At 59.1% G+C, this 18,540-nt stretch carries 19 protein-coding genes; 12 read left to right on the plus strand and 7 right to left on the minus strand.

The window, feature by feature from the left end; translation table 11 throughout:
- Positions 1 to 4 precede the first annotated feature (4 nt).
- Positions 5 to 460, plus strand: a complete 456-nt coding sequence (locus tag BFP92_RS20390) for a thioesterase domain-containing protein (protein WP_065930831.1) — start codon at positions 5 to 7, stop codon at positions 458 to 460.
- A 128-nt stretch (positions 461 to 588) separates the two neighbouring features.
- On the opposite strand, the gene cysQ is transcribed toward BFP92_RS20390, so the two are convergent.
- Both cysQ and nudE read right to left on the minus strand, forming a co-directional pair.
- Entirely contained in the window at positions 589 to 1,425 is an 837-nt protein-coding gene (cysQ, locus tag BFP92_RS20395) for a 3'(2'),5'-bisphosphate nucleotidase CysQ (protein ID WP_056860705.1), read from the minus strand.
- Entirely contained in the window at positions 1,422 to 1,988 is a 567-nt protein-coding gene (nudE, locus tag BFP92_RS20400) for an ADP compounds hydrolase NudE (RefSeq protein ID WP_017135384.1), read from the minus strand. The genes cysQ and nudE overlap by 4 nt, the downstream gene beginning before the upstream one ends.
- 87 nt (positions 1,989 to 2,075) lie before the next feature.
- On the opposite strand from nudE, the gene yrfG reads away from it, so the two are divergent.
- The gene (gene yrfG, locus BFP92_RS20405) at positions 2,076 to 2,738 is read left to right on the plus strand and encodes a GMP/IMP nucleotidase (RefSeq protein ID WP_065930832.1); all 663 of its coding nucleotides are present in this window, start codon (positions 2,076 to 2,078) and stop codon (positions 2,736 to 2,738) included.
- 124 nt (positions 2,739 to 2,862) lie between these two features.
- Here yrfG and lysM read toward each other — a convergent pair whose 3' ends face one another.
- The gene (lysM, locus tag BFP92_RS20410; protein WP_065930833.1) at positions 2,863 to 3,303 is read right to left on the minus strand and encodes a peptidoglycan-binding protein LysM; all 441 of its coding nucleotides are present in this window, start codon (positions 3,301 to 3,303) and stop codon (positions 2,863 to 2,865) included.
- A gap of 234 nt (positions 3,304 to 3,537) precedes the next feature.
- Between lysM and fdhD the strand changes: the two genes are divergently transcribed.
- From fdhD to BFP92_RS20425, 3 genes are all read left to right on the plus strand, one after another.
- The gene (gene fdhD / locus BFP92_RS20415; RefSeq protein WP_056858200.1) at positions 3,538 to 4,377 is read left to right on the plus strand and encodes a formate dehydrogenase accessory sulfurtransferase FdhD; all 840 of its coding nucleotides are present in this window, start codon (positions 3,538 to 3,540) and stop codon (positions 4,375 to 4,377) included.
- Positions 4,374 to 6,722: an FdhF/YdeP family oxidoreductase gene (locus tag BFP92_RS20420; protein WP_065930834.1), complete on the plus strand. Its 2,349-nt coding sequence runs from the start codon at positions 4,374 to 4,376 to the stop codon at positions 6,720 to 6,722. Before fdhD ends, BFP92_RS20420 begins: the two co-directional genes overlap by 4 nt.
- A gap of 257 nt (positions 6,723 to 6,979) precedes the next feature.
- Positions 6,980 to 7,459 carry a glycine zipper domain-containing protein gene (locus tag BFP92_RS20425; RefSeq protein ID WP_065930835.1) on the plus strand — a complete coding sequence of 160 codons (480 nt, stop codon included), beginning with the start codon at positions 6,980 to 6,982 and terminating at the stop codon, positions 7,457 to 7,459.
- Between the two features lie 144 nt (positions 7,460 to 7,603).
- Here BFP92_RS20425 and BFP92_RS20430 read toward each other — a convergent pair whose 3' ends face one another.
- Together BFP92_RS20430 and BFP92_RS20435 are read right to left on the minus strand one after the other, a co-directional pair.
- Positions 7,604 to 8,035: an acyl-CoA thioesterase gene (locus tag BFP92_RS20430; RefSeq protein WP_065930836.1), complete on the minus strand. Its 432-nt coding sequence runs from the start codon at positions 8,033 to 8,035 to the stop codon at positions 7,604 to 7,606.
- 23 nt (positions 8,036 to 8,058) lie between these two features.
- Complete coding sequence (locus BFP92_RS20435) at positions 8,059 to 9,996, minus strand: RecQ family ATP-dependent DNA helicase (protein ID WP_065930837.1); 1,938 nt, start codon at positions 9,994 to 9,996, stop codon at positions 8,059 to 8,061.
- 172 nt (positions 9,997 to 10,168) lie between these two features.
- Here BFP92_RS20435 and BFP92_RS20440 point away from each other — a divergent pair, with 172 nt between their 5' ends.
- From BFP92_RS20440 to BFP92_RS20465, 6 genes are all read left to right on the plus strand, one after another.
- Positions 10,169 to 11,197, plus strand: a complete 1,029-nt coding sequence (locus BFP92_RS20440) for a S8 family peptidase (RefSeq protein ID WP_065930929.1) — start codon at positions 10,169 to 10,171, stop codon at positions 11,195 to 11,197.
- Between the two features lie 322 nt (positions 11,198 to 11,519).
- Positions 11,520 to 11,843, plus strand: a complete 324-nt coding sequence (locus tag BFP92_RS20445) for a hypothetical protein (protein ID WP_065930838.1) — start codon at positions 11,520 to 11,522, stop codon at positions 11,841 to 11,843.
- Positions 11,844 to 12,087: 244 nt separating this feature from the next.
- Positions 12,088 to 12,609, plus strand: a complete 522-nt coding sequence (locus tag BFP92_RS20450) for a hypothetical protein (protein ID WP_239694285.1) — start codon at positions 12,088 to 12,090, stop codon at positions 12,607 to 12,609.
- Positions 12,609 to 13,241 (plus strand): DUF1493 family protein, encoded by a 633-nt coding sequence (locus BFP92_RS30600; RefSeq protein ID WP_239694286.1) that lies wholly within the window; start codon positions 12,609 to 12,611, stop codon positions 13,239 to 13,241. The genes BFP92_RS20450 and BFP92_RS30600 overlap by 1 nt, the downstream gene beginning before the upstream one ends.
- 269 nt (positions 13,242 to 13,510) lie before the next feature.
- A complete protein-coding gene (locus BFP92_RS20460; protein ID WP_065930839.1) occupies positions 13,511 to 13,867 on the plus strand; it encodes a DUF1493 family protein in 357 nt (118 codons plus the stop codon).
- A 178-nt stretch (positions 13,868 to 14,045) separates the two neighbouring features.
- A complete protein-coding gene (locus tag BFP92_RS20465; protein WP_239694287.1) occupies positions 14,046 to 14,909 on the plus strand; it encodes a DMT family transporter in 864 nt (287 codons plus the stop codon).
- A 56-nt stretch (positions 14,910 to 14,965) separates the two neighbouring features.
- On the opposite strand, the gene BFP92_RS20470 is transcribed toward BFP92_RS20465, so the two are convergent.
- Together BFP92_RS20470 and hslO are read right to left on the minus strand one after the other, a co-directional pair.
- On the minus strand, positions 14,966 to 16,507 hold the full coding sequence (locus tag BFP92_RS20470; RefSeq protein ID WP_065930841.1) for a phosphoenolpyruvate carboxykinase: 1,542 nt from the start codon (positions 16,505 to 16,507) through the stop codon (positions 14,966 to 14,968).
- Positions 16,508 to 16,686: 179 nt separating this feature from the next.
- Positions 16,687 to 17,589 carry an Hsp33 family molecular chaperone HslO gene (gene hslO / locus BFP92_RS20475; RefSeq protein WP_065930842.1) on the minus strand — a complete coding sequence of 301 codons (903 nt, stop codon included), beginning with the start codon at positions 17,587 to 17,589 and terminating at the stop codon, positions 16,687 to 16,689.
- A gap of 104 nt (positions 17,590 to 17,693) precedes the next feature.
- Here hslO and BFP92_RS20480 point away from each other — a divergent pair, with 104 nt between their 5' ends.
- Positions 17,694 to 18,497 (plus strand): phosphatase PAP2 family protein, encoded by an 804-nt coding sequence (locus tag BFP92_RS20480; RefSeq protein WP_065930843.1) that lies wholly within the window; start codon positions 17,694 to 17,696, stop codon positions 18,495 to 18,497.
- Positions 18,498 to 18,540 lie beyond the last annotated feature (43 nt).

Here is an 18,540-nt window from a genome sequence, read left to right on the forward strand (position 1 = left end):
CGCCATGAACCGCGACAGCCGCTACCTGGAATCGATCCTTCACCACGACATTCCCCTCACCCGGGAAATGGGCCTCAAGGTGCTCGACTGGCAACACAGCCAACTGCAGTTGCACCTGCCCTTGCAGGCCAATATCAACCACAAGAGCACCATGTTTGGCGGCAGCCTCTATTGCGGCGCCGTGTTGGCGGGTTGGGGTTGGCTGCACCTGAGACTGCGTGAAGAAGGTGTTGAAGACGGGCATATCGTGATTCAGGAAGGGCAGATCAGTTATCCGCTGCCGGTGACTCAGGATGCGATCGCCATTTGCGTGGCGCCGCAAGACAAGGTGTGGAAGCGCTTTGTGGCGACGTACCAGCGCCATGGCCGGGCGCGGTTGGCGTTGGAGACGTGGATTGTGAATGAGGGCAGTGAGGAACGGGCCGTTAACTTTATTGGCCAATACGTCCTGCACCGCTAACTGCCACAACACAAAACCAAATGTGGGAGCGGGCTTGCTCGCGAAAGCGGAGTGTCAGTCACTGTGTATGTGTCTGATACACCGTATTCGCGAGCAAGCCCGCTCCCACATTTTGATTTGCTGTGGCTTTAAGATCTGGCCAAAGTCAGTAACCTTTCACGCCACGCTGCCTTGGCCGGCAACGCCAGAAAAAACGGGTTTAACAACGAAGCCCGCGCCGGATAGCTGAACGGCGCACCACTCAACTCCAGCACCTCACCACCCGCCCCTTCCAGCACACCCTGGGCTGCGGCCGTGTCCCACTGTGACGTCGGCGCCAGGCGCGGGTAGCAATCGGCGCTGCCTTCGGCCAGCAGGCAGAATTTCAGCGAGCTGCCGATATTCGCCAGCTTCAGCTCACCCAAGCCTTCGCTCAAGCCACTGAGCAGGCGTTCCTGCTCCGGGCTGCTATGGCGGCGGCTGGCGACCACGGTAAAGGCCTCGCCTGCAGCCGGGGTCTGGCGTACCTGGATCTGCTTGGGTGCTTCACTTACATCCGAGCGCCACGCGCCCAGGCCCGCGCCACCGAAGTAGCAGCGGCCACTGGTGGGCATCGACACCACGCCAAATACCACGCGGCCTTGCTCGATCAACGCAATGTTGACGGTAAATTCTTCGCTGCCGGAAATAAATTCCTTGGTGCCGTCCAGCGGGTCCACCAACCACCAGCGCTGCCAGCCGGCGCGCACGTTCTGGTCGATATCGGCATCTTCCTCGGACAGCACCGGGATGCTCGGGTCCAGGGCGGTAAGGCCCGCCAGGATCAGGTGGTGAGCCGCCAGGTCGGCCGCCGTCACCGGCGAATCATCCGCCTTGGAGGTGACCGCCACGTCCGCACGCCAATACGGCAGGATGACTTCACCCGCCTGGCGCGCCAGCTCGATCACAGGGGCAATAAACGGATGGCCTAAAAACAGTTCGCTCATGCGACAAAAGCTCCACGCTGGGTCAACAGGTCTCGTACCAAATACAGGGCCGCCAATGCACGGCCTTCACTGAACTGCTCGTTTTGCGCCAGCATCGACAGCTCGCGCAGGTTGACGCGTTCCACGCGCATCGGTTCAGGTTCATCGCCTTCCAGGCGTTCTTCATACAGCTCGGTGGCCAGTACCACCTGAATTTTCTGGCTCATATAACCAGGCGACAAGGACAGCTCGGTGATGTGCTCCAACTGGCGCGCGCCATAACCGGCCTCCTCCTTGAGTTCGCGGTTGGCCGCCGCCAGTACGTCCTCGCCAGGTTCGATCAAGCCCTTGGGCAACGACAATTCATATTCATCGGTGCCGCCGCAATACTCTTCCACCAGCAACGCGTGGTCGGCATCGATCATCGCCACGATCATCACCGCGCCGTAACCGGCACCGCGGCCTACCAGGCGCTCGTAGGTCCGTTCAACGCCATTGGAAAAGCGCAATTGCACTTCCTCCACGCGGAACAAACGGCTACTGGCGACTATTTCGCGGGCGAGGACGGTGGGTTTCTGGCGCATAAGCGGCTCCTTGGCGTGATCGGGTTACTATACCGTGGCTTTTCCGATTGTCTGTGTCGGATATCTTTACTTACATGAGAACGCCCCATGCCCTCTTTGCCCTGGCACGCCATCGACACCGTCCTGCTGGACATGGACGGCACCTTGCTCGACCTGCACTTCGACAACCACTTCTGGATGGAGCACCTGCCCCTGCGCTACGCGCAACTGCACGGCGTGAGCCGGGCCATGGCCGACATGGAGTTGCAACCGCTGTTCGAGCGTAACGCCGGACAGTTGCAATGGTATTGCCTGGATTTCTGGAGTGCCGAGCTGAACATCCCGGTGCGCGAACTCAAACTGGAAACCGCGCACCTGATCGCCCTGCGCCCGGACGCGGACACCTTTCTGGCGGCGATCAAACAGGCCGGCAAGCGTGTGATTTTGATCACCAACGCCCATCGTGATTCGCTGTCATTGAAGTTGGAGCGCATTGAACTGGCGCCGTATTTCGAACGATTGATCAGTTCCCACGACTACGGTTTCGCCAAGGAAAACCCGCAATTCTGGGACGCCTTGCAAGCCGACATCCAGTTCGACCCGGCCCGCAGCCTGTTTATCGATGACACCTTGCCGATCCTGCGCAGTGCACGCGAGTTTGGCGTGGGGCATTTGCTGGCGGTCAAAGAGCCGGACAGCAAGAAGGGGCCAAAGGACACAGGGGAGTTCGCGGCAGTCGATGATTACAGAGATCTCATCGCCGGGCTCTAATGTAAATGTGGGAGCTGGCCTTGCCCGCGATGCAGGCACCTCGGTGTATCAGTGATACCGAGGTGATGCTATCGCAGGCAAGCCAGCTCCCGTATAAAGCTGCTCCCACAGTTAGGTCTGTGTGTTACTCAGGAATACGCAGTACTTGCCCTGGGTAAATTTTGTCCGGATGCGACAACAACGGCTTGTTGGCCTCAAAGATTTTTTGATATTTGTTGGCGTCGCCATATACGCGCTTGGAAATAGCGCTGAGCGTGTCACCTTTTTCAACGGTGACAAAACGGGCAGCTGTCACGGCTGGGCCAGTCACGGTGATCTGGTCATCCACACTGGCAACGCCAGCGATATTACCCGCCGCCAGAAGGATTTTTTCTTTCTCTTCCTGACTGGCAACTTCACCGGTGATCGTCACTTTGTCACCGTCGACGGTGGCGTGAACGTTCGGGTTACCCAGCCCTACGGCTTCGATATGCTTTTTCAACTCTTCGCCAGCATTGGCGTTACCCGGCGTCAACAGATCAATCAACTTCTCGCCTGCTTCCTTAACAAAGCTAAAAATACTCATGGTGCGCTCTCCTTGGGGTTTAAGTTCCAGATGCCCAAGACTAGACCAGTCCTGCAGACTTGGGTTCCGGGCCCGCCAAAGACCCAAACACGCTAGCCTGCGCGCTGTCTGGAATAAGCCCACTACAGACGCCTTGATCGACGCCATCTATCAATAGATCAGTACAGCCGATTAGACGCGACCCTTTGTCGCGCCTAGTCTAAAGATTGATCATTCCCTCGGTGGTATTGCCCCATGAACGCCAAGCGCCCAGTCTGCGCGGCGCCTGCCCTCGAAACGCCCGCGCCAGCCGCCAGCCAGAGCTACCAGTTTTGCAATCTCGAACACACGGAAATCGCCAGCACTGCATTGGCCGAAGAAGTGGCGTTGGCGATTGCCTATAACGACATCAGCCAGGCGGTGATGCTGGTGACGCCCACCGACCTGGAAGACTTTATCGTCGGCTTCAGCATCGGCAGCGGCATTATCGCCGACGTTAGCGACATTTATGATCTAAAACTCAGCGGTGCTGGCTCTGCCCAGTACGCTCAGGTGCAGATTTCCAGCCGGGCCTTCTGGAACCTCAAGCAGCAACGCCGCCAGTTGGCCGGCACCAGCGGTTGCGGCCTGTGCGGGGTAGAAGCCGTGGAGCAAGCCTTGCCAGACCTGCAAGTGCTGCCCGGTGCGCCGTTGCCGCCTGCCGCATGGCTCGACGGCCTGCGCCAACGCATCAGCGCCTTTCAGCCTTTGGGCCAGCACAGCGGCGCGGTGCATGCGGCGATCTTTATGAATAACCAGGGCGAGTTGCTAATGGGTCGCGAAGACATCGGCCGGCATAACGCCCTGGATAAATTGATCGGCGCGCTGATCCGCCAAAAAATTCCGACCGACGGTGGCCTGGCCATTGTCACCAGCCGTTGCAGCCTCGAATTGATTCAAAAAGTGCTGCGCGCAGGCATCCAGACCCTGGTCAGCCTGTCGTCGCCCACCGGCCTGGCCCTGCAATGGGCGCGCCGGCACAACCTCAATCTCATCCACCTGCCGCAGAAAAGTGCGCCGCGGGTTTACAGCCCCGCGATGGAGAACCAGCCATGAGCATGCATCACCAAGCCGACCAAACCCCGACCCCGCGCTACAAGCCGTACAAAGGCCCGGCCGGCGGCTGGGGCGCACTGATCAGCGTGGCGCAGGCCTGGCTGACCAGCGACAACGCCATGAAAAACCTGCGCATGATGCTCAAGACCAACCAGAACGGCGGTTTCGACTGCCCTGGCTGCGCCTGGGGTGACTCGCCAGAAAGCGGCATGGTCAAGTTCTGCGAGAACGGCGCCAAGGCGGTCAACTGGGAAGCCACCAAGCGCCGCGTGGACGCCGCCTTCTTCGCCAAGCACAGCGTGACGGCGCTGCTGGAGCAGAGTGACTACTGGCTGGAATACCAGGGCCGCCTGACCGAACCGATGCGCTATGACGCCGAGACCGATCGCTATCAAGCCATCAGTTGGGAAGCCGCCTTTGACTTGATCGGCAAGCACCTCAACGCCCTGCCAAGCCCGGACATGGCCGAGTTCTACACCTCGGGCCGGGCCAGCAACGAAGCGGCGTACCTGTACCAGCTGTTTGTGCGCGCCTATGGCACCAACAATTTCCCGGACTGCTCGAACATGTGCCACGAAGCCAGCGGCGTCGCCCTGGCGCAAAGCGTGGGCGTCGGCAAAGGCACCGTGACCTTTGATGATTTCGAACATGCCGATGCGATTTTCGTCTGGGGCCAGAACCCCGGCACCAACCATCCGCGCATGCTTGAACCGCTGCGCGAAGCAGTAAAACGTGGCGCCCAGGTGGTGTGCATCAACCCGCTCAAAGAGCGTGGCCTGGAACGCTTCCAGCACCCGCAACACCCGCTGGAAATGCTCACCAACGGTGATAAACCCACCAACACCGCGTACTTCCGCCCGGCGCTGGGTGGCGACATGGCCATCCTGCGCGGCATGGCCAAGTTCCTGCTGCTGTGGGAGCGCCAGGCCCAGGCCGAAGGCAAGGAAGCGGTGTTCGACCACGATTTCCTCAATGAACACAGCGTCAATGTGCTGGAGTACCTGGGCCAGATCGACGACACCTCGTGGGATGAAATCGTCGCGCAGTCCGGCCTCAGCCTGGTCGAGATCGAGCAAGCGGCGCGCATGTACGCCAAAGGCAAAAACGTGATCATGTGCTGGGCGATGGGCATCACCCAGCATCGCCACTCGGTGCCGACCATCCAGGAAATCGCCAACCTGATGCTGCTGCGTGGCAACATCGGCCGCCCAGGCGCCGGCCTGTGCCCGGTGCGCGGCCACAGTAACGTGCAAGGCGACCGCACCATGGGCATCAACGAACGCCCGCCGGTGGCGTTTTTGGATGCGCTGGAGCGCCGCTTCCAGTTCCAGGTGCCGCGTACCAACGGCCACAACGTGGTCGAAGCGATCCACGCCATGCTCGAAGGCCGTTCCAAGGTGTTTATCGGCCTGGGCGGCAACTTCGCCCAAGCCACGCCAGACAGCCCGCGCACCTTTGAAGCGCTGCGTAACTGCGACCTGACCGTGCAGATCAGCACCAAGCTCAACCGCAGCCACCTGATGCACGGCAAAGACGCGCTGATTCTGCCGTGCCTGGGCCGTACCGACATCGACATCCAGGCCGACGGCCCGCAAGCGGTGACAGTGGAAGACTCGTTCAGCATGGTGCACGGCTCCAATGGCCAACTGCAGCCGCTGTCGAAGCTGATGAAGTCCGAGCCGGCGATTCTGGCCGGGATTGCCGCCGCCACGTTGGGCAGCAAGCCGGTGGACTGGAACTGGCTGGTGGCTGACTACGGGCGCATCCGCGACCTGATTGCCGACACCATCCCAGGCTTCAAGGATTTCAACGAGCGTATCAAGCACCCAGGCGGTTTCTACCTGGGCAACTCCGCCGGCGCACGCCGCTGGAACACGCCGTCGGGCCGCGCCAATTTCCGCCCGAACGTGCTGCCCAAAGACCTGATCCACGAACGCACCCACGCCACAGGCCGGGTGCCGGACCTGATCATGCAGTCGATGCGCTCCCACGATCAGTACAACACCACCATTTACGGCCTGGACGACCGCTACCGTGGGGTCAAGGGCCAGCGTGACGTGCTGTTCGTCAACGAAGCCGACATTATCCGCCTGGGCTTCAAGCCGGGGCAGAAGGCTGACATCGTGTCGCTGTGGGAAGATGGCCGCGAGCGCCGCGTGAAGGGCTTCACCTTGCTGGCGTTTGATATTCCGGCGGGCCAGGCGGCGGCTTACTACCCGGAAGTGAACCCGCTGGTGCCGCTGGAAAGCACCGGGGATGGCAGCCATACGCCGACCTCGAAGTTCGTGGCGATTTGCCTGGAAGCGGCGAGCGACAGTGGCTTGATCATGGCCCGCTCAGCCTAAGTCGATCGTTCCCACGCTCTGCGTGGGAACGCCGCCCTGGACGCTCTGCGTCCCCTTTCAACAGGCACAAAAAAAGGCCGCTTTTGCATAAAAACGGCCCTTCCGAAGTAGCTAAAGACTCACAAAACAGACTTAAGTTCCCTATACAAAACAGCAACTTAGCAAATTGTATACAACCTGTACCGCCGGTCGGTTTTCGATTGTCAGCGTCTCGATACAACCTCAGGATCGCGCCGTCATCCTCTTGAGGTCTCTCTATGAAGTTCTCCTCGATTCTCTTGTTGTCCCTTGGCCTGGTCAGTGGCGCAGCCATGGCCGGTGGCACCACCGAAGCCGGTGTGGGCGGCGCATTGGGCGGGGTTCTAGGTTCGGTTGTCGGCCAGCAGTTGGGCGGCAACACCGGTTCCACCATCGGCGCAGCCCTGGGTGGCGCAGGCGGTAGCGCGGTGGGTGCCGACAAGCGCAGCCGTGGCGAAGCCGCTATTGGCGGCGCATTGGGCGCAGCCGGCGGCAACGTCGTAGGCCGCAGTGTCGGCGGCAGCACCGGTGCATTGGTCGGCTCAGCAGCCGGCGGTGGTGCAGGCGGCGCGCTGGGCAACTACATGGGCAACAGAAGCGATGACGACGACCGCCGCTACCGCGGGCGCGACAACCGTCGTTATGACCGTGATGACCACCGTGGACGCGGGCATGCCTATGGGCATCGCAAGAACAAGCATCACTACCGTCATCGGTAAGGCCTAAAGAACACTGAAAAACCCATGTGGGAGCGGGCTTGCTCGCGAAGGCGGACTGTCAGTCAACTAATTTGCTGGCTGACACACCGCTTTCGCGAGCAAGCCCGCTCCCACATTAGGTTCAGGGTGTCTGCCAAGGCCAGGTCAGACCACCAACCGCTCCAACGCCTCGCGCAACTTCCCCGCAATCGCCACCGGCTGGTTCGACGCCCTGTCGACAAACACATGCACAAAGCGCCCCGCCGCACAGGCTTCATTCTCGTCGGCCTTGAACACCGCCAACTCATATTGCACCGAGCTGTTACCCAGTTTGCCCACCCGCAGGCCGATATCCAGCCGATCCGGAAACGCGATCGAAGCGAAATAATCGCACGCCGAACTCACCACAAACCCCACCACTTCACCGTCATGAATATCCAGCCCACCTTCTTCAATCAGGTAGGTATTCACCGCCGTGTCGAAAAAGCTGTAGTAGGTGACGTTGTTCACATGGCCATACACGTCATTGTCGTGCCAACGCGTGATGATCGGCTGGAAATGACGGTAGTCAGCGCGTTGCGGCATTGAGTCAGGCATGGGCGGCTCTCTGGAAAGTGGGTTTACAGGTCATTCAGATGGGCTTGCGCCCACTCACGCACCTCGGCGTAAGGGTAATCCTCCAGCGCAGCAAAACCCGGTATGCCCCGCGCCTTCATCTTGGTAAACAACGGTACGCTGATACCACCGAGAAACCGCGTCAGCCGTTCCGCTTCTGGCACGTTCGTGGTGTGTTCATGATGCCTGTGGATAAAATCACCGCACAGCCCCATGAAGTTTTTATCCACAAGTGGCGGCAGACTCGGTGGCGGCGGTAAATGTGCGACGTGGCCGTGGCATACCGAACAATGCCCGCAGCGTTGAGGGGCATTTTCATCACCAAAGTATTTGGCCAGACGCTGCCCCAGGCACTGCTCGGTCGCAAAAAGATCGAGCATGGCGTGGATCCGCGCCACTTCCGTCACTTCATGGTGCTTGAAGCCTGTGTATAACTCGGCGCTCAGCGCCTGTGGATCAAAGTCGGTATCGAGCAGGCTGTAGACCTCGGTCATCTGCTTGCTTTCCAGCTCGATCAGGCCCTGTTCCTGAAAGTAATCCAGCGCCTTCACCACGCGGCTGCGCTCGGCATTGTGCTGTTGGTACAGCGCATCGAAATCCACCGTCGCCCAGGTTTTAGCGCGTTTACATACCTGGATGATCGCCGCGACAAACTGCTGCCGCTCGCCGGAAAAACGCGCCAGCAGCGCCGCGGGTTCGATCAGGTACTTAAAGCGGTATTCGGCGTAAAACGCGTAGCGCGGTGCGATCACACCTCTGAGTTCCAACTGCACCAGCAGCGTCTTGAGCGGCAGCTCGCGGATGTTGCTGTGGTCCGACAGCGACCTCAACAGGAACTCCCACTGGCCCTCGCTTCGCGCTGCTTGCAACTCCTCGAGTACACGGCGAATGCCCTGCTGCTCCGGCGTGTCGCCATACACGAAGTTTTCCAGCACATTGAGGCTGTCACGGTTGGCCAGCACCAGGCAGTCGGACGGCTGCCCGTCACGCCCGGCGCGGCCGACTTCCTGGCTGTAGTTCTCGATGGATTTGGGCAGGTCGAAGTGCACCACGTTGCGGATGTCACTCTTGTCGATGCCCATGCCGAACGCGATGGTGGCAACGATGCAGTTGGAGCGCCCGCCCATAAAGCGCTGCTGGATGCCTTCACGTTTATCGTGGGGCAACCCGGCGTGGTACGCCTCGGCCTGAATGCCATTGCGATTCAGGTGCTCGGCAATCTGCTCAGCAGTTTTTTGCAACGTGACGTAAACGATGCTTGGCTGATTGGCCCGCGCGCTCATCCACTCGACCAGGCGCCGACGCTTGTCGTGGCCACTCACCGGTTCTACCAGCAAGTTCAGGTTGGGCCGGTAGAAGCCCGTGGTGATCACGTCATCCGGCGCAATGGCGAACTTGGCCTGCATGTCGGCAATCACCTTGGGCGTGGCTGTAGCCGTCAGCAGCAGCGCTTGTGGGATATTGAACTGGCGCTGGTAGTCCGGCAGCTTCAAATAGTCCGGACGGAAGTTGTGGCCCCATTCGGAAATACAGTGCGCCTCATCCACCACCAACAAGGAAATCTGCACGCTTTGCAGGAAGTTACGGAAGCGCTCGTTCTTCAAGCGCTCCACGGAAATCATCAAAATCTTCAACTCCCCCGAACGCGCACGGGCCATCACCTCATTGGCGTCTTCACGGCTCTGCGCCGAATCGATACTGCCGGCAGAAATGCCATGGCGCTGCAGGAAACCCAACTGGTCCTGCATCAGCGCCAACAGCGGCGACACCACCAGCGTCAGATGCGGCAACAGCACCGCCGACAGCTGATAACACAGGGACTTGCCCGACCCGGTAGGAAAAATCGCGGCCGCCGAACGACCGGCCAGCACTGCGCTGACCGCTTCTTCCTGGCCCAAACGAAACTGTGGATAACCAAAGACCTGCTGGAGGGTGTTGTGCATAAGCTGTCACTCCGTTGACCGCTGAACGAGTCAAAAACATAGACCAGCGATCGGTAAACGGTCGGGGATAAACGCTACAAACTGATACAGAGAAAACCAGCAAGCCCGCGCAAAAATGCAGACAGTAGCACGCTTGATTACAAGCCCCGACAAGGAGTCGTGAATGTCTCGCATGCCATCGTTTTCTTTGCTTCTCGCATTGCCCTTGCTGGTGATGGGCTGTGCAGCGCCGCCAAAACCCACTTCCGAGCAATTGGCCGTGCGTGCCTTTGAAACGCCCGAATACTTCGCCGCTAACGCCCTGCCTATCGTCAAGGCCTCCACCCTCTATGCGCGTGGCGGCACTGGCCAAGGCGTGAAAGTGGCGCTGATCGACTCGGGCCTCAACAGTGAATTACCTGAGTTCCAAGGGCGCTTGGCCGATATCGGTTACGATTTCGTGCGCCAACAGCCAGGCACCGTCGACATCAAAGGCCACGGCACACAAATGGCCGGTATTCTCGCCGCCAACAAGAACGCTCAAGGCATGCACGGGATCGCCTTCAACGCCCAGTTAATCCCCATGCGCTTCGGCGACGATAAGGAGCCGTTTTATTTCGACAGCGAAATTGCCCAGGGCTGGCGCCTGGCACATGCCCAAGGCGCACGCTTTTTCAGTAACTCCTGGGCAAACCCCATTGAAGCCAACACCAATGAAATGCCTGTCTATGAACGCCTGATGGGCGACTCACTGGAGGCGGCCAAGCAACTGGTGGCTGAAGGCGCGGTCTTTGTGTTCTCCACCGGCAACGAGGTCAAACGCGAGCCTCTTGCCGAACCCGGCCTGCCTGCACTGGTGCCAGAGCTGGAAAAAGGCTGGATCGCCGTCATGGCCCTCAAGAACGACGGCAGCGCGATCAACCTCAAGTCCAACTACTGCGGGCTTGCTGCGCGCTGGTGCATTGCCGTACCGGGTGGCGATGGTGGGGCGGGCCTGCTGACGACACAGAAAGATGGCAGCTACGGGCCGACCGCTGGAACTTCCCCGGCCGCCGCGTTGGTCAGCGGCGCCCTGGCGGCATTGCAAAGCCGCTTTCCCGAAATGACCCCGCAGCAGGTTCGCGATCGCTTGCTCAGCACCGCCAATCGGACGGGCATCTATGCTAACAGCGAAGCCTATGGGCGCGGGCTGATGGACCTGGATGCGGCTTCGCGTCTGTAAGCTTGGCGATTACCGCCCGACCTGATCGTTCCTCACGCTCTGCGTGGGAATGCCGCCTGGGACGCTCCGCGCCCCGCCATCCGCGCCCGGCTTTACCCTTCGGCAGTGGTGACGCAGAGCGTCACGGAAGGCATTCCCACGCAGGAGCGTGGGAGCGATCTAAGTGGTTAAACCATATGTTTATTGCTCGAAATAACGCTGGCTTCTAAGGTTCGCTCCGTCGCTATCAATACGGCGACCGAGCTTGGTCACTCGAACAACAGCAGAGATAAACGTGCCAATTTTTTTGGCGTATTTCTTTGATTTTTCGGAGTGCCCTTTTATGACAACGCTCAATGTCCCTGCCAATCGCTATCGTCAGCTACGCACCAACTTCACCAACACCCACCCTCTCGTCATCGACACCGAAGCCGCCGCCGAAGATATCCAGTGCGCCGCACACCAGCGCATCCGCGCTGCCACTGACTTGCTGGAAACCTTCACCTGCCTGACCTACGAACACGCCGACCTCAAAGACATTTCCCACATCATCAATGCCCTATATCTGCTGGTGCAGGATGGCTGTGATCTGCTGGAAGCAACGCAGCACGTTCAACTGCAACCGGCAGTCGACACGCAGCCACAACCAAGCCAACCCCTGAGCTAAACCTGTGGGAGCGGGCTTGCCCGCGATGGCGGACTGTCAGGCAATATTGCCCTACCTGACACACCGCCATCGCGGGCAAGCCCGGCTCCCACATTGGCTGGGTGTTGCCAAAAAAATCACTGTCAAACCGCAAATGCCGGAAAGCTTTGTGGGAAGCAGACAAACCCCGTGTAGTCCTCTTCCCAAACTGCTTAAAACAGCTATCTCACCCTCTACATAACCTCCCTTCATATGACCGAAACTGGTGACCTCTCAACTGTCCCGGCAAAAACCCGTGAATATCGAAAGGACTCAATACATCGGCCATTACGGCGTCACCTTCACGGTGATTCGCCTTACCGTTTTACCCACCCACAAGCACGCTTTGACAAACCTCTGCTTGCTGGAAGCTGGTACTTCGGCAAACGAAGTGCGCTATCGACTGGTGGATCTCTACGAAAAGATGTTCGCCCGAGATTTGCCTTGCAAGATGACAGTCGCGATCTCCAAGCCACTGACCCGACAACAAGCTGAACTGCTTAACGAACGCGGGACCATCGTCACCTTGCTACTGGCTGGGGCCTTCAGCGTTCCCCTTCACCCGCTTTCGAAACCTGTAGCACGCGTTGTCGGCGTCACAGTGGGTCTATTCACCAAAAACATCATTCGCAGTTATCACGCAGGTGATGTGATCGTCGGAAGTGAAGCTCAGGTAGACGGAGGAATAGGTCCTCAGCGCTCAATGTCTGCAATGGTCATTCAATTTCAGGGAGGAGGGAGACGTTGATGGAATACGTCCAATGGATCATTTTTATCGTGGTGAGCGTTGTCCTGGACAACAAAATGAGGTCCAAAACCCTTAGAAAATATGTCGGTTTATTACTGTTCGCTGTTGGCCTGACCTGCGCAATATGGCTCCCTTACTGGGCACAGGAAGTCCGACTCCCAAGCCTGCCTATAGGTGCGTTGCTATTAGGCTCGGGCCTATATCTGGATCGGCACCGCTATAGCCGAATCAGGTCCTCTCACCCATTGCTCGTCGCCCCCACACTTAACCTGGCAGCCGACTTTCCCGACGACCCCGTCATGCGTCACCTCCTGCAGCTCGTGAATGAAGACGTGGGCCTGCCCAAACATCAAGCTCTCAGCCTCAGCACTTCAATAAATCATGATCTCGGATGCAGCAGCTCTGAGGCTAGAAAATTGATGGCCGCACTGAAGCAAGATTTCGGCATGACGTTCGGAGACTACAGGAGCAATCGCTATTTCAAGCGTCGAGGCTTTGACATGTATTTGAGACATGTGGACAGAGGCAGCAAAGGCAAAATCCCGCTCACCATCGACATGCTCTACCAGGCCGTCAAAGCCAAACGCTGGAACACACGGGCACTCGAAGCAAAGAGATTTCAAGAGTCATGAATATCGTCCTGCAAATAGCCTGTTTCTTTGGTTTTTACGTTTTACTGCATTACCAGATCACTGACTCTATTCTGAGAAAACGCCTTGCAATCACGTGCCTCGTAACCGGCCTGGCATTGACGTTCTTATTACCCTACATGGCAGTAATCCTTAGAATGCCCTTGCTCCCTATCTTCGTATTCTTGATAGGCTTGGCACTCTTCATAACCCGCAACAAGTACCGCCGCCAACGCCACCCGCCCCCTCACCCACTCCTGCGTGCGCCCACCATGAACCTGGCCCCCAACTTCCCCGAAGACCCCGTGATGCAGCAGCTTCTGCAACTGCTGCACGAAGAAATCGGCCTGCCGAAGCACAAGACCCTTCGCCTCGAAACCTCGATCAACCTTGAGCTGGGCTGCGACGGCGCCGAGGCCAAGCAATTGATGGACGCGATGGAGCAAGAGTTTGCCCTCGACCTGGGCGACTACGATGCTTATCGTTACTTCAAACCGCCGGTGTTCGATGTGTTCCTCAAGCGCCGCGCCAAAGGGCGTGGCGACAAGGTGCCGCTGACCATCGGCATGCTCTACCTGGCGATCAAGACCCATAGCTGGGATACGCAAACCCTGGAAAACCTGAGCTGATCCCAAGACCACCGAGGATCAAATGTGGGAGCGGGCTTGCTCGCGAAAGCGGGCTTGCTCGCGAAAGCGGTGTGTCAGGTAGAGCATTTCTCACTGATCTACCGCATTCGCGAGCAAGCCCGCTCCCACAGGGGTTATGCGTTAATCTGGCGATTTGAGCCAACAACAAGGACCTTACATGGACGTAATAATGGGCCTGCTGGCCGCTCTGCTCTGGGGCGGTACGGATTTTCTCGTGGGCCTCAACGCCCGAGCCGTCGGCGTTAAACGCGCGGTGTATTTCGGCCAGGCCCTTGGCTTTTTGATCATGACGCTGTTGCTGGTGATCTTCCCGGCTTTCCTGTTCAAATCCCTGAATGCCCCGTTGAGCGTCTGGCTCCTGGGCATCACCGCCGCCCTGCTCACCGTCTCCGGCGCGCTGGCGCTGTCCAAGGCCTTCGCCCTGGGCAAAGCTGCCATCGTTGCGCCATTGGTGACCTCTTACGGCGTAGTCACCGCCCTGCTGTCCTGGGCCAGCGGCGAACACATCAACTTGATCCAACTCGGTTGCATCGGCCTCTGCGTAATCGGCGTGATCCTTTCCAGCATCCACAAGGACAACGGCACGCCCCACAACAACCCGCGCCAGTCCATCGCCTACGCCATGCTCGCCGCCTTGCTGTACGGCACCAGTTTCTGGTTGCAAGGCCGCTACACGCTGCCGGCGTTGGGGCCGATCACCATGCTGTGGCTGGGTTACCTGGTGGGCCTGTGCGTGTTGGTGGTGATGGTGCTGAAGATCCAGGACGGCCTGAAGATTCCGCCAATGAAAAACTGCGCGACACTGACGGGCGCGAGCTTGATGAACCTGGGGGGCTTCTCGGCATTTTCGTGGGGCGCGATGGCCGGCTCGGTTTCGGTGGTGACGGTGATCAGTACGTTGTCGGGGGGGATTGCGGCGATTTTGGGGTTTGTGTTTTTCAGGGAGCGGTTGTCGGGAGTGCAGGTGCTGGGGGTTGTGTTAGTGCTGGTCGGCGCAGTGGTTTTGCATATCGCCGTCTAACCTTTCGCCCACAAAAAAGCCGCCCCGAAGGGCGGCTTTTTCACAACAACCGAACCTTACAACTTAGGCCCGGCCGCCTTGATCGCATCGCTCACTTCAAACTTCTTGAAGTTCTCGATGAACAGACCCGCCAGCGCTTTCGCCGCTTCGTCGTAGGCAGCCTTGTCAGCCCAGGTGTTACGTGGGTTCAACAGGCCGGTATCAACGCCCGGTACGGCCAAAGGCACGTCGAGGTTAATGGTGTCGAGGTGTTCGGTTTCTGCACCGATCAACGCGCCGCTCTGGATCGCTGCGATCACGCCGCGAGTGGTCGGGATGTTGAAGCGCTTGCCGACGCCGTAGCCGCCGCCGGTCCAGCCGGTGTTGACCAGGTAGACCTTGGAGCCGAAGCCGCGCACGCGCTTGATCAGCAGCTCGGCGTATTCACCGGCCGGGCGTGGGAAGAACGGCGCGCCGAAGCAGGTGGAGAAGGTCGACTTGATGCCGCTGCCCGAACCCATTTCAGTCGAGCCCACCAGAGCGGTGTAGCCGGACAGGAAGTGGTAGGCCGCTTGTTCTTCGCTGAGGATCGACACGGGCGGCAGTACGCCGGTCAGGTCGCAGGTCAGGAAGATCACAGCGTTTGGCTCGCCGCCCAGGTTCTTCTCGGAACGCTTGGCAACGTGCTCCAGCGGGTAGGCGGCGCGGCTGTTCTGGGTCAGGCTGACGTTGGTGTAGTCGGCGTGCTTGGCATCGTCGATCACCACGTTTTCGAGCACGGTGCCGTGCTTGATGGCTTTCCAGATTACCGGCTCGTTCTTCTCGGAGAGGTCGATGCACTTGGCATAGCAACCGCCTTCGATGTTGAACACCACGCCTTCGCCCCAGCCGTGTTCGTCGTCACCGATCAGGTAACGGCTTTCGTCGGCCGACAGGGTGGTTTTACCGGTGCCCGACAGACCGAAGAACAGGGTCACATCGCCTGCTTCGCCGATGTTGGCGGCGCAGTGCATCGGCAGCACGTCGGCGGCCGGCAGCAGGAAGTTTTGCACCGAGAACATGGCTTTTTTCATTTCACCGGCGTAACGCATACCGGCGATCAGCACTTTCTTCTGGGCGAAGTTGAGGATCACGCAACCGTCGGAGTTGGTGCCGTCACGCTCTGGCACGCATTCGAAGTTGGCGACGTTCAGCACTTGCCACTCATCACGGCCGGCCGGGTTGTACTGGGCCGGGTTGATGAACAGGCAACGACCGAACAGGTTCTGCCAGGCAGTCTGGGTGGTCATTTTCACGGCCAGGTAGTGGTCTTCTGCAGCCCCTACGTGAACATGGGAAACGAAATGCTCTTGCGCGTTGTTGAATGCCTCGACGCGAGCCCACAGGGCATCGAACTTGTCGGCCGGGAACTTGCGGTTGATCGGGCCCCAGGCAATTGCGTCCTGGGTGGAAGGCTCTTCAACGATGAAACGGTCAACCGGCGAACGGCCGGTGCGATGACCGGTTTCTACGACCAGCGCGCCAGTATCGGCAAGCACGCCTTCACCGCGCTGCAGGGCTTCTTTGACCAGATCGTCAACACTCAGATCGGTGTATACGGCGTTATTGGCTTGCGTCATGAGGTTCCCCGTCGGCCTATGGCCGAGTGCTCCAAACGTTTTGTAGTAGAAAGTTGCGCACTACTACCGCGAAAAAAGTGGGCCGGATTATGCCAGAAAAGCCCAAAAAGAGTAGGGCCCTCCCGTCAGAACTGCGCTAATCCGGCGTTTGTCAGGTGATTTACCTGTGCTTAAACGTTTTAGTGGCGGGTATCGGAAGGGGTGTCGATGCCTGCACCGGCGAATAATTGGGTGACATCGGCCGCATCGAACAGGTAGCGCTGGTTGCAGAACTGGCAGTCGATCTCGATATTGCCGCCATGTTCCACCACCAATTGCTGCGCATCTTCCAGGCCCAGGCTGACCAAGGCGTTGGCGGAGCGCTCACGCGAGCAACTGCAACGGAAGCGCAGGCCCTGGGCGTCGAACAGGCGCACGGCCTCTTCGTGGTAGAGGCGATGCAGAATGGTTTCGTTGTCCAGGCCCAGCAGTTCTTCAGCCGTCAGGGTACCGGCCAGGGCGGTCAGTTTGCGCCAGCTGTCGGTGCGCTCATCGTCGTCCTTGATGCGGTCGGCCGGCAGTTGCTGCAGCAGCAGGCCACGGGCGCGCTTGCCGTCCGCGTTGAGCCAGAATTTGGTGCCGACCTGCTGGGACATCACGAAATAGTTGGTGAAGCAGTCCGAGAGGGTTTCGCCGTCAAGGTCGACGATGCCCTGGTAACGCTGGCCTTCGGTGGGGTCGACGGTGATCGCCAGCACGCCGTTGGCCATCAGGTCAGACAAGGTTGCATCCGGCGCGATCTGGTCGGCCTCGTAACGGGCCAGGCCACGGATTTCGCGCTCGCTGGAGCACTCGATCATCAACATCGGCACCGGGCCTTCGGAACGGGCCTGCAAAATCAGCAAACCGTCGAACTTCATGGTGCCTACCAGCAGCGAGGCCGCCGCCATCAGCTCACCGAGCAGTTGCGCGACCGGCTCCGGATAGGGGTGCTTGGCGAGGACTTCGGCATAGCTGCGCTCCAGCGAGACCAGTTCGCCGCGGGCGTCGTTCTCATCGAAGATAAAGCGTTGGGTGAAGTCGGTATCCGGTAGATCAGTCATAGGTCTGGGTATCTGAATTGATGACAAATTGGTTACAAGGTTTATAGAATTAAACGCTTTGGCACCTTTTTGGTGCGTTTTTATAGAGCGAAGAGGGACAGTTTATGAACAATCCGGGTTTGTTCCAAGCCAGGTGGAACCTCGGGAGGTTGGCCTTGTGCAATCTAGTCGCTATCGGGCTGCTGTGTTTTTGGCTGTGGCCCACGGGACAGATGCTGTGTGTGGTTTTCGACGAATGGCTGTTTCATCTGCTCAATGACCCACTGGCAAGTCATTCGACGTGGTTGCATGTGTGGGCAGTGGCCAGTTTGCGACCGTTCGATGCCGTGGTCGGGGTGATTTTGCTGATGCTGCTGATTCGCGGTGACTGGGTGTTCAAGGCCATCCAGGTGCGCCAGGCGTTCTTTGGTTTCCTCAGCATTCTGCTGCTGTTGCTGTTTATCCGCATGCTGTTTTCCAAGCTCACGGCGCAAATGGGCTGGCAGCACAGCAGCCCGTCGATGGTGATCAGCGGCGCGATTCATATGAGTGATTATTTCCCGGGGCTGGAGAAAACCTGGGAACTGAAGGACCGTTCCAGCCAGAGTTTCCCGGGCGATCATGCGTCGGTGCTGCTGATCTGGGGCATGTTCATGACGGTGTTTTCCCAGCGTTTCACCCAGGTGGTAGAGATCTGGGGCTTGGCGCTGTTGTTCATGATGCCAAGGCTGGTGGCGGGCGCGCATTGGGGCCAGGACGATTACATCGGCGGGGTGTTGCTGGCGTTGTTGGCGTTGGGTTGGGGGTATTACACGCCGTTTGCGGCGAAGGTGTCCGGGTTGCTGATGCGGGTGACGGCGCCGGTTTTCGGGTTGCTCGGGAAGCTGCCAGTCATAGGGCGCTTAAGTGTCATGCGCATAGCCGCGTAACAACGCAGGTTCAATGTGGGAGCGGGCTTGCTCGCGAATGCGT

The organism is Pseudomonas sp. 58 R 3 (assembly GCF_900006605.1).
In the GTDB taxonomy this organism is placed as follows: Bacteria; Pseudomonadota; Gammaproteobacteria; order Pseudomonadales; family Pseudomonadaceae; genus Aquipseudomonas; species Aquipseudomonas salomonii.

What these genes read in the sequence shown, in the direction of transcription:
- BFP92_RS20390 (WP_065930831.1), top strand. Translation starts at nt 5, where the DNA reads ATGAACCGCGACAGCCGCTACCTGGAATCGATCCTTCACCACGACATT.
- cysQ (WP_056860705.1), bottom strand. Translation starts at nt 1,425, where the DNA reads ATGAGCGAACTGTTTTTAGGCCATCCGTTTATTGCCCCTGTGATCGAG.
- nudE (WP_017135384.1), bottom strand. Translation starts at nt 1,988, where the DNA reads ATGCGCCAGAAACCCACCGTCCTCGCCCGCGAAATAGTCGCCAGTAGC.
- yrfG (WP_065930832.1), top strand. Translation starts at nt 2,076, where the DNA reads ATGCCCTCTTTGCCCTGGCACGCCATCGACACCGTCCTGCTGGACATG.
- lysM (WP_065930833.1), bottom strand. Translation starts at nt 3,303, where the DNA reads ATGAGTATTTTTAGCTTTGTTAAGGAAGCAGGCGAGAAGTTGATTGAT.
- fdhD (WP_056858200.1), top strand. Translation starts at nt 3,538, where the DNA reads ATGAACGCCAAGCGCCCAGTCTGCGCGGCGCCTGCCCTCGAAACGCCC.
- BFP92_RS20420 (WP_065930834.1), top strand. Translation starts at nt 4,374, where the DNA reads ATGAGCATGCATCACCAAGCCGACCAAACCCCGACCCCGCGCTACAAG.
- BFP92_RS20425 (WP_065930835.1), top strand. Translation starts at nt 6,980, where the DNA reads ATGAAGTTCTCCTCGATTCTCTTGTTGTCCCTTGGCCTGGTCAGTGGC.
- BFP92_RS20430 (WP_065930836.1), bottom strand. Translation starts at nt 8,035, where the DNA reads ATGCCTGACTCAATGCCGCAACGCGCTGACTACCGTCATTTCCAGCCG.
- BFP92_RS20435 (WP_065930837.1), bottom strand. Translation starts at nt 9,996, where the DNA reads ATGCACAACACCCTCCAGCAGGTCTTTGGTTATCCACAGTTTCGTTTG.
- BFP92_RS20440 (WP_065930929.1), top strand. Translation starts at nt 10,169, where the DNA reads ATGCCATCGTTTTCTTTGCTTCTCGCATTGCCCTTGCTGGTGATGGGC.
- BFP92_RS20445 (WP_065930838.1), top strand. Translation starts at nt 11,520, where the DNA reads ATGACAACGCTCAATGTCCCTGCCAATCGCTATCGTCAGCTACGCACC.
- BFP92_RS30600 (WP_239694286.1), top strand. Translation starts at nt 12,609, where the DNA reads ATGGAATACGTCCAATGGATCATTTTTATCGTGGTGAGCGTTGTCCTG.
- BFP92_RS20460 (WP_065930839.1), top strand. Translation starts at nt 13,511, where the DNA reads ATGAACCTGGCCCCCAACTTCCCCGAAGACCCCGTGATGCAGCAGCTT.
- BFP92_RS20465 (WP_239694287.1), top strand. Translation starts at nt 14,046, where the DNA reads ATGGACGTAATAATGGGCCTGCTGGCCGCTCTGCTCTGGGGCGGTACG.
- BFP92_RS20470 (WP_065930841.1), bottom strand. Translation starts at nt 16,507, where the DNA reads ATGACGCAAGCCAATAACGCCGTATACACCGATCTGAGTGTTGACGAT.
- hslO (WP_065930842.1), bottom strand. Translation starts at nt 17,589, where the DNA reads ATGACTGATCTACCGGATACCGACTTCACCCAACGCTTTATCTTCGAT.
- BFP92_RS20480 (WP_065930843.1), top strand. Translation starts at nt 17,694, where the DNA reads ATGAACAATCCGGGTTTGTTCCAAGCCAGGTGGAACCTCGGGAGGTTG.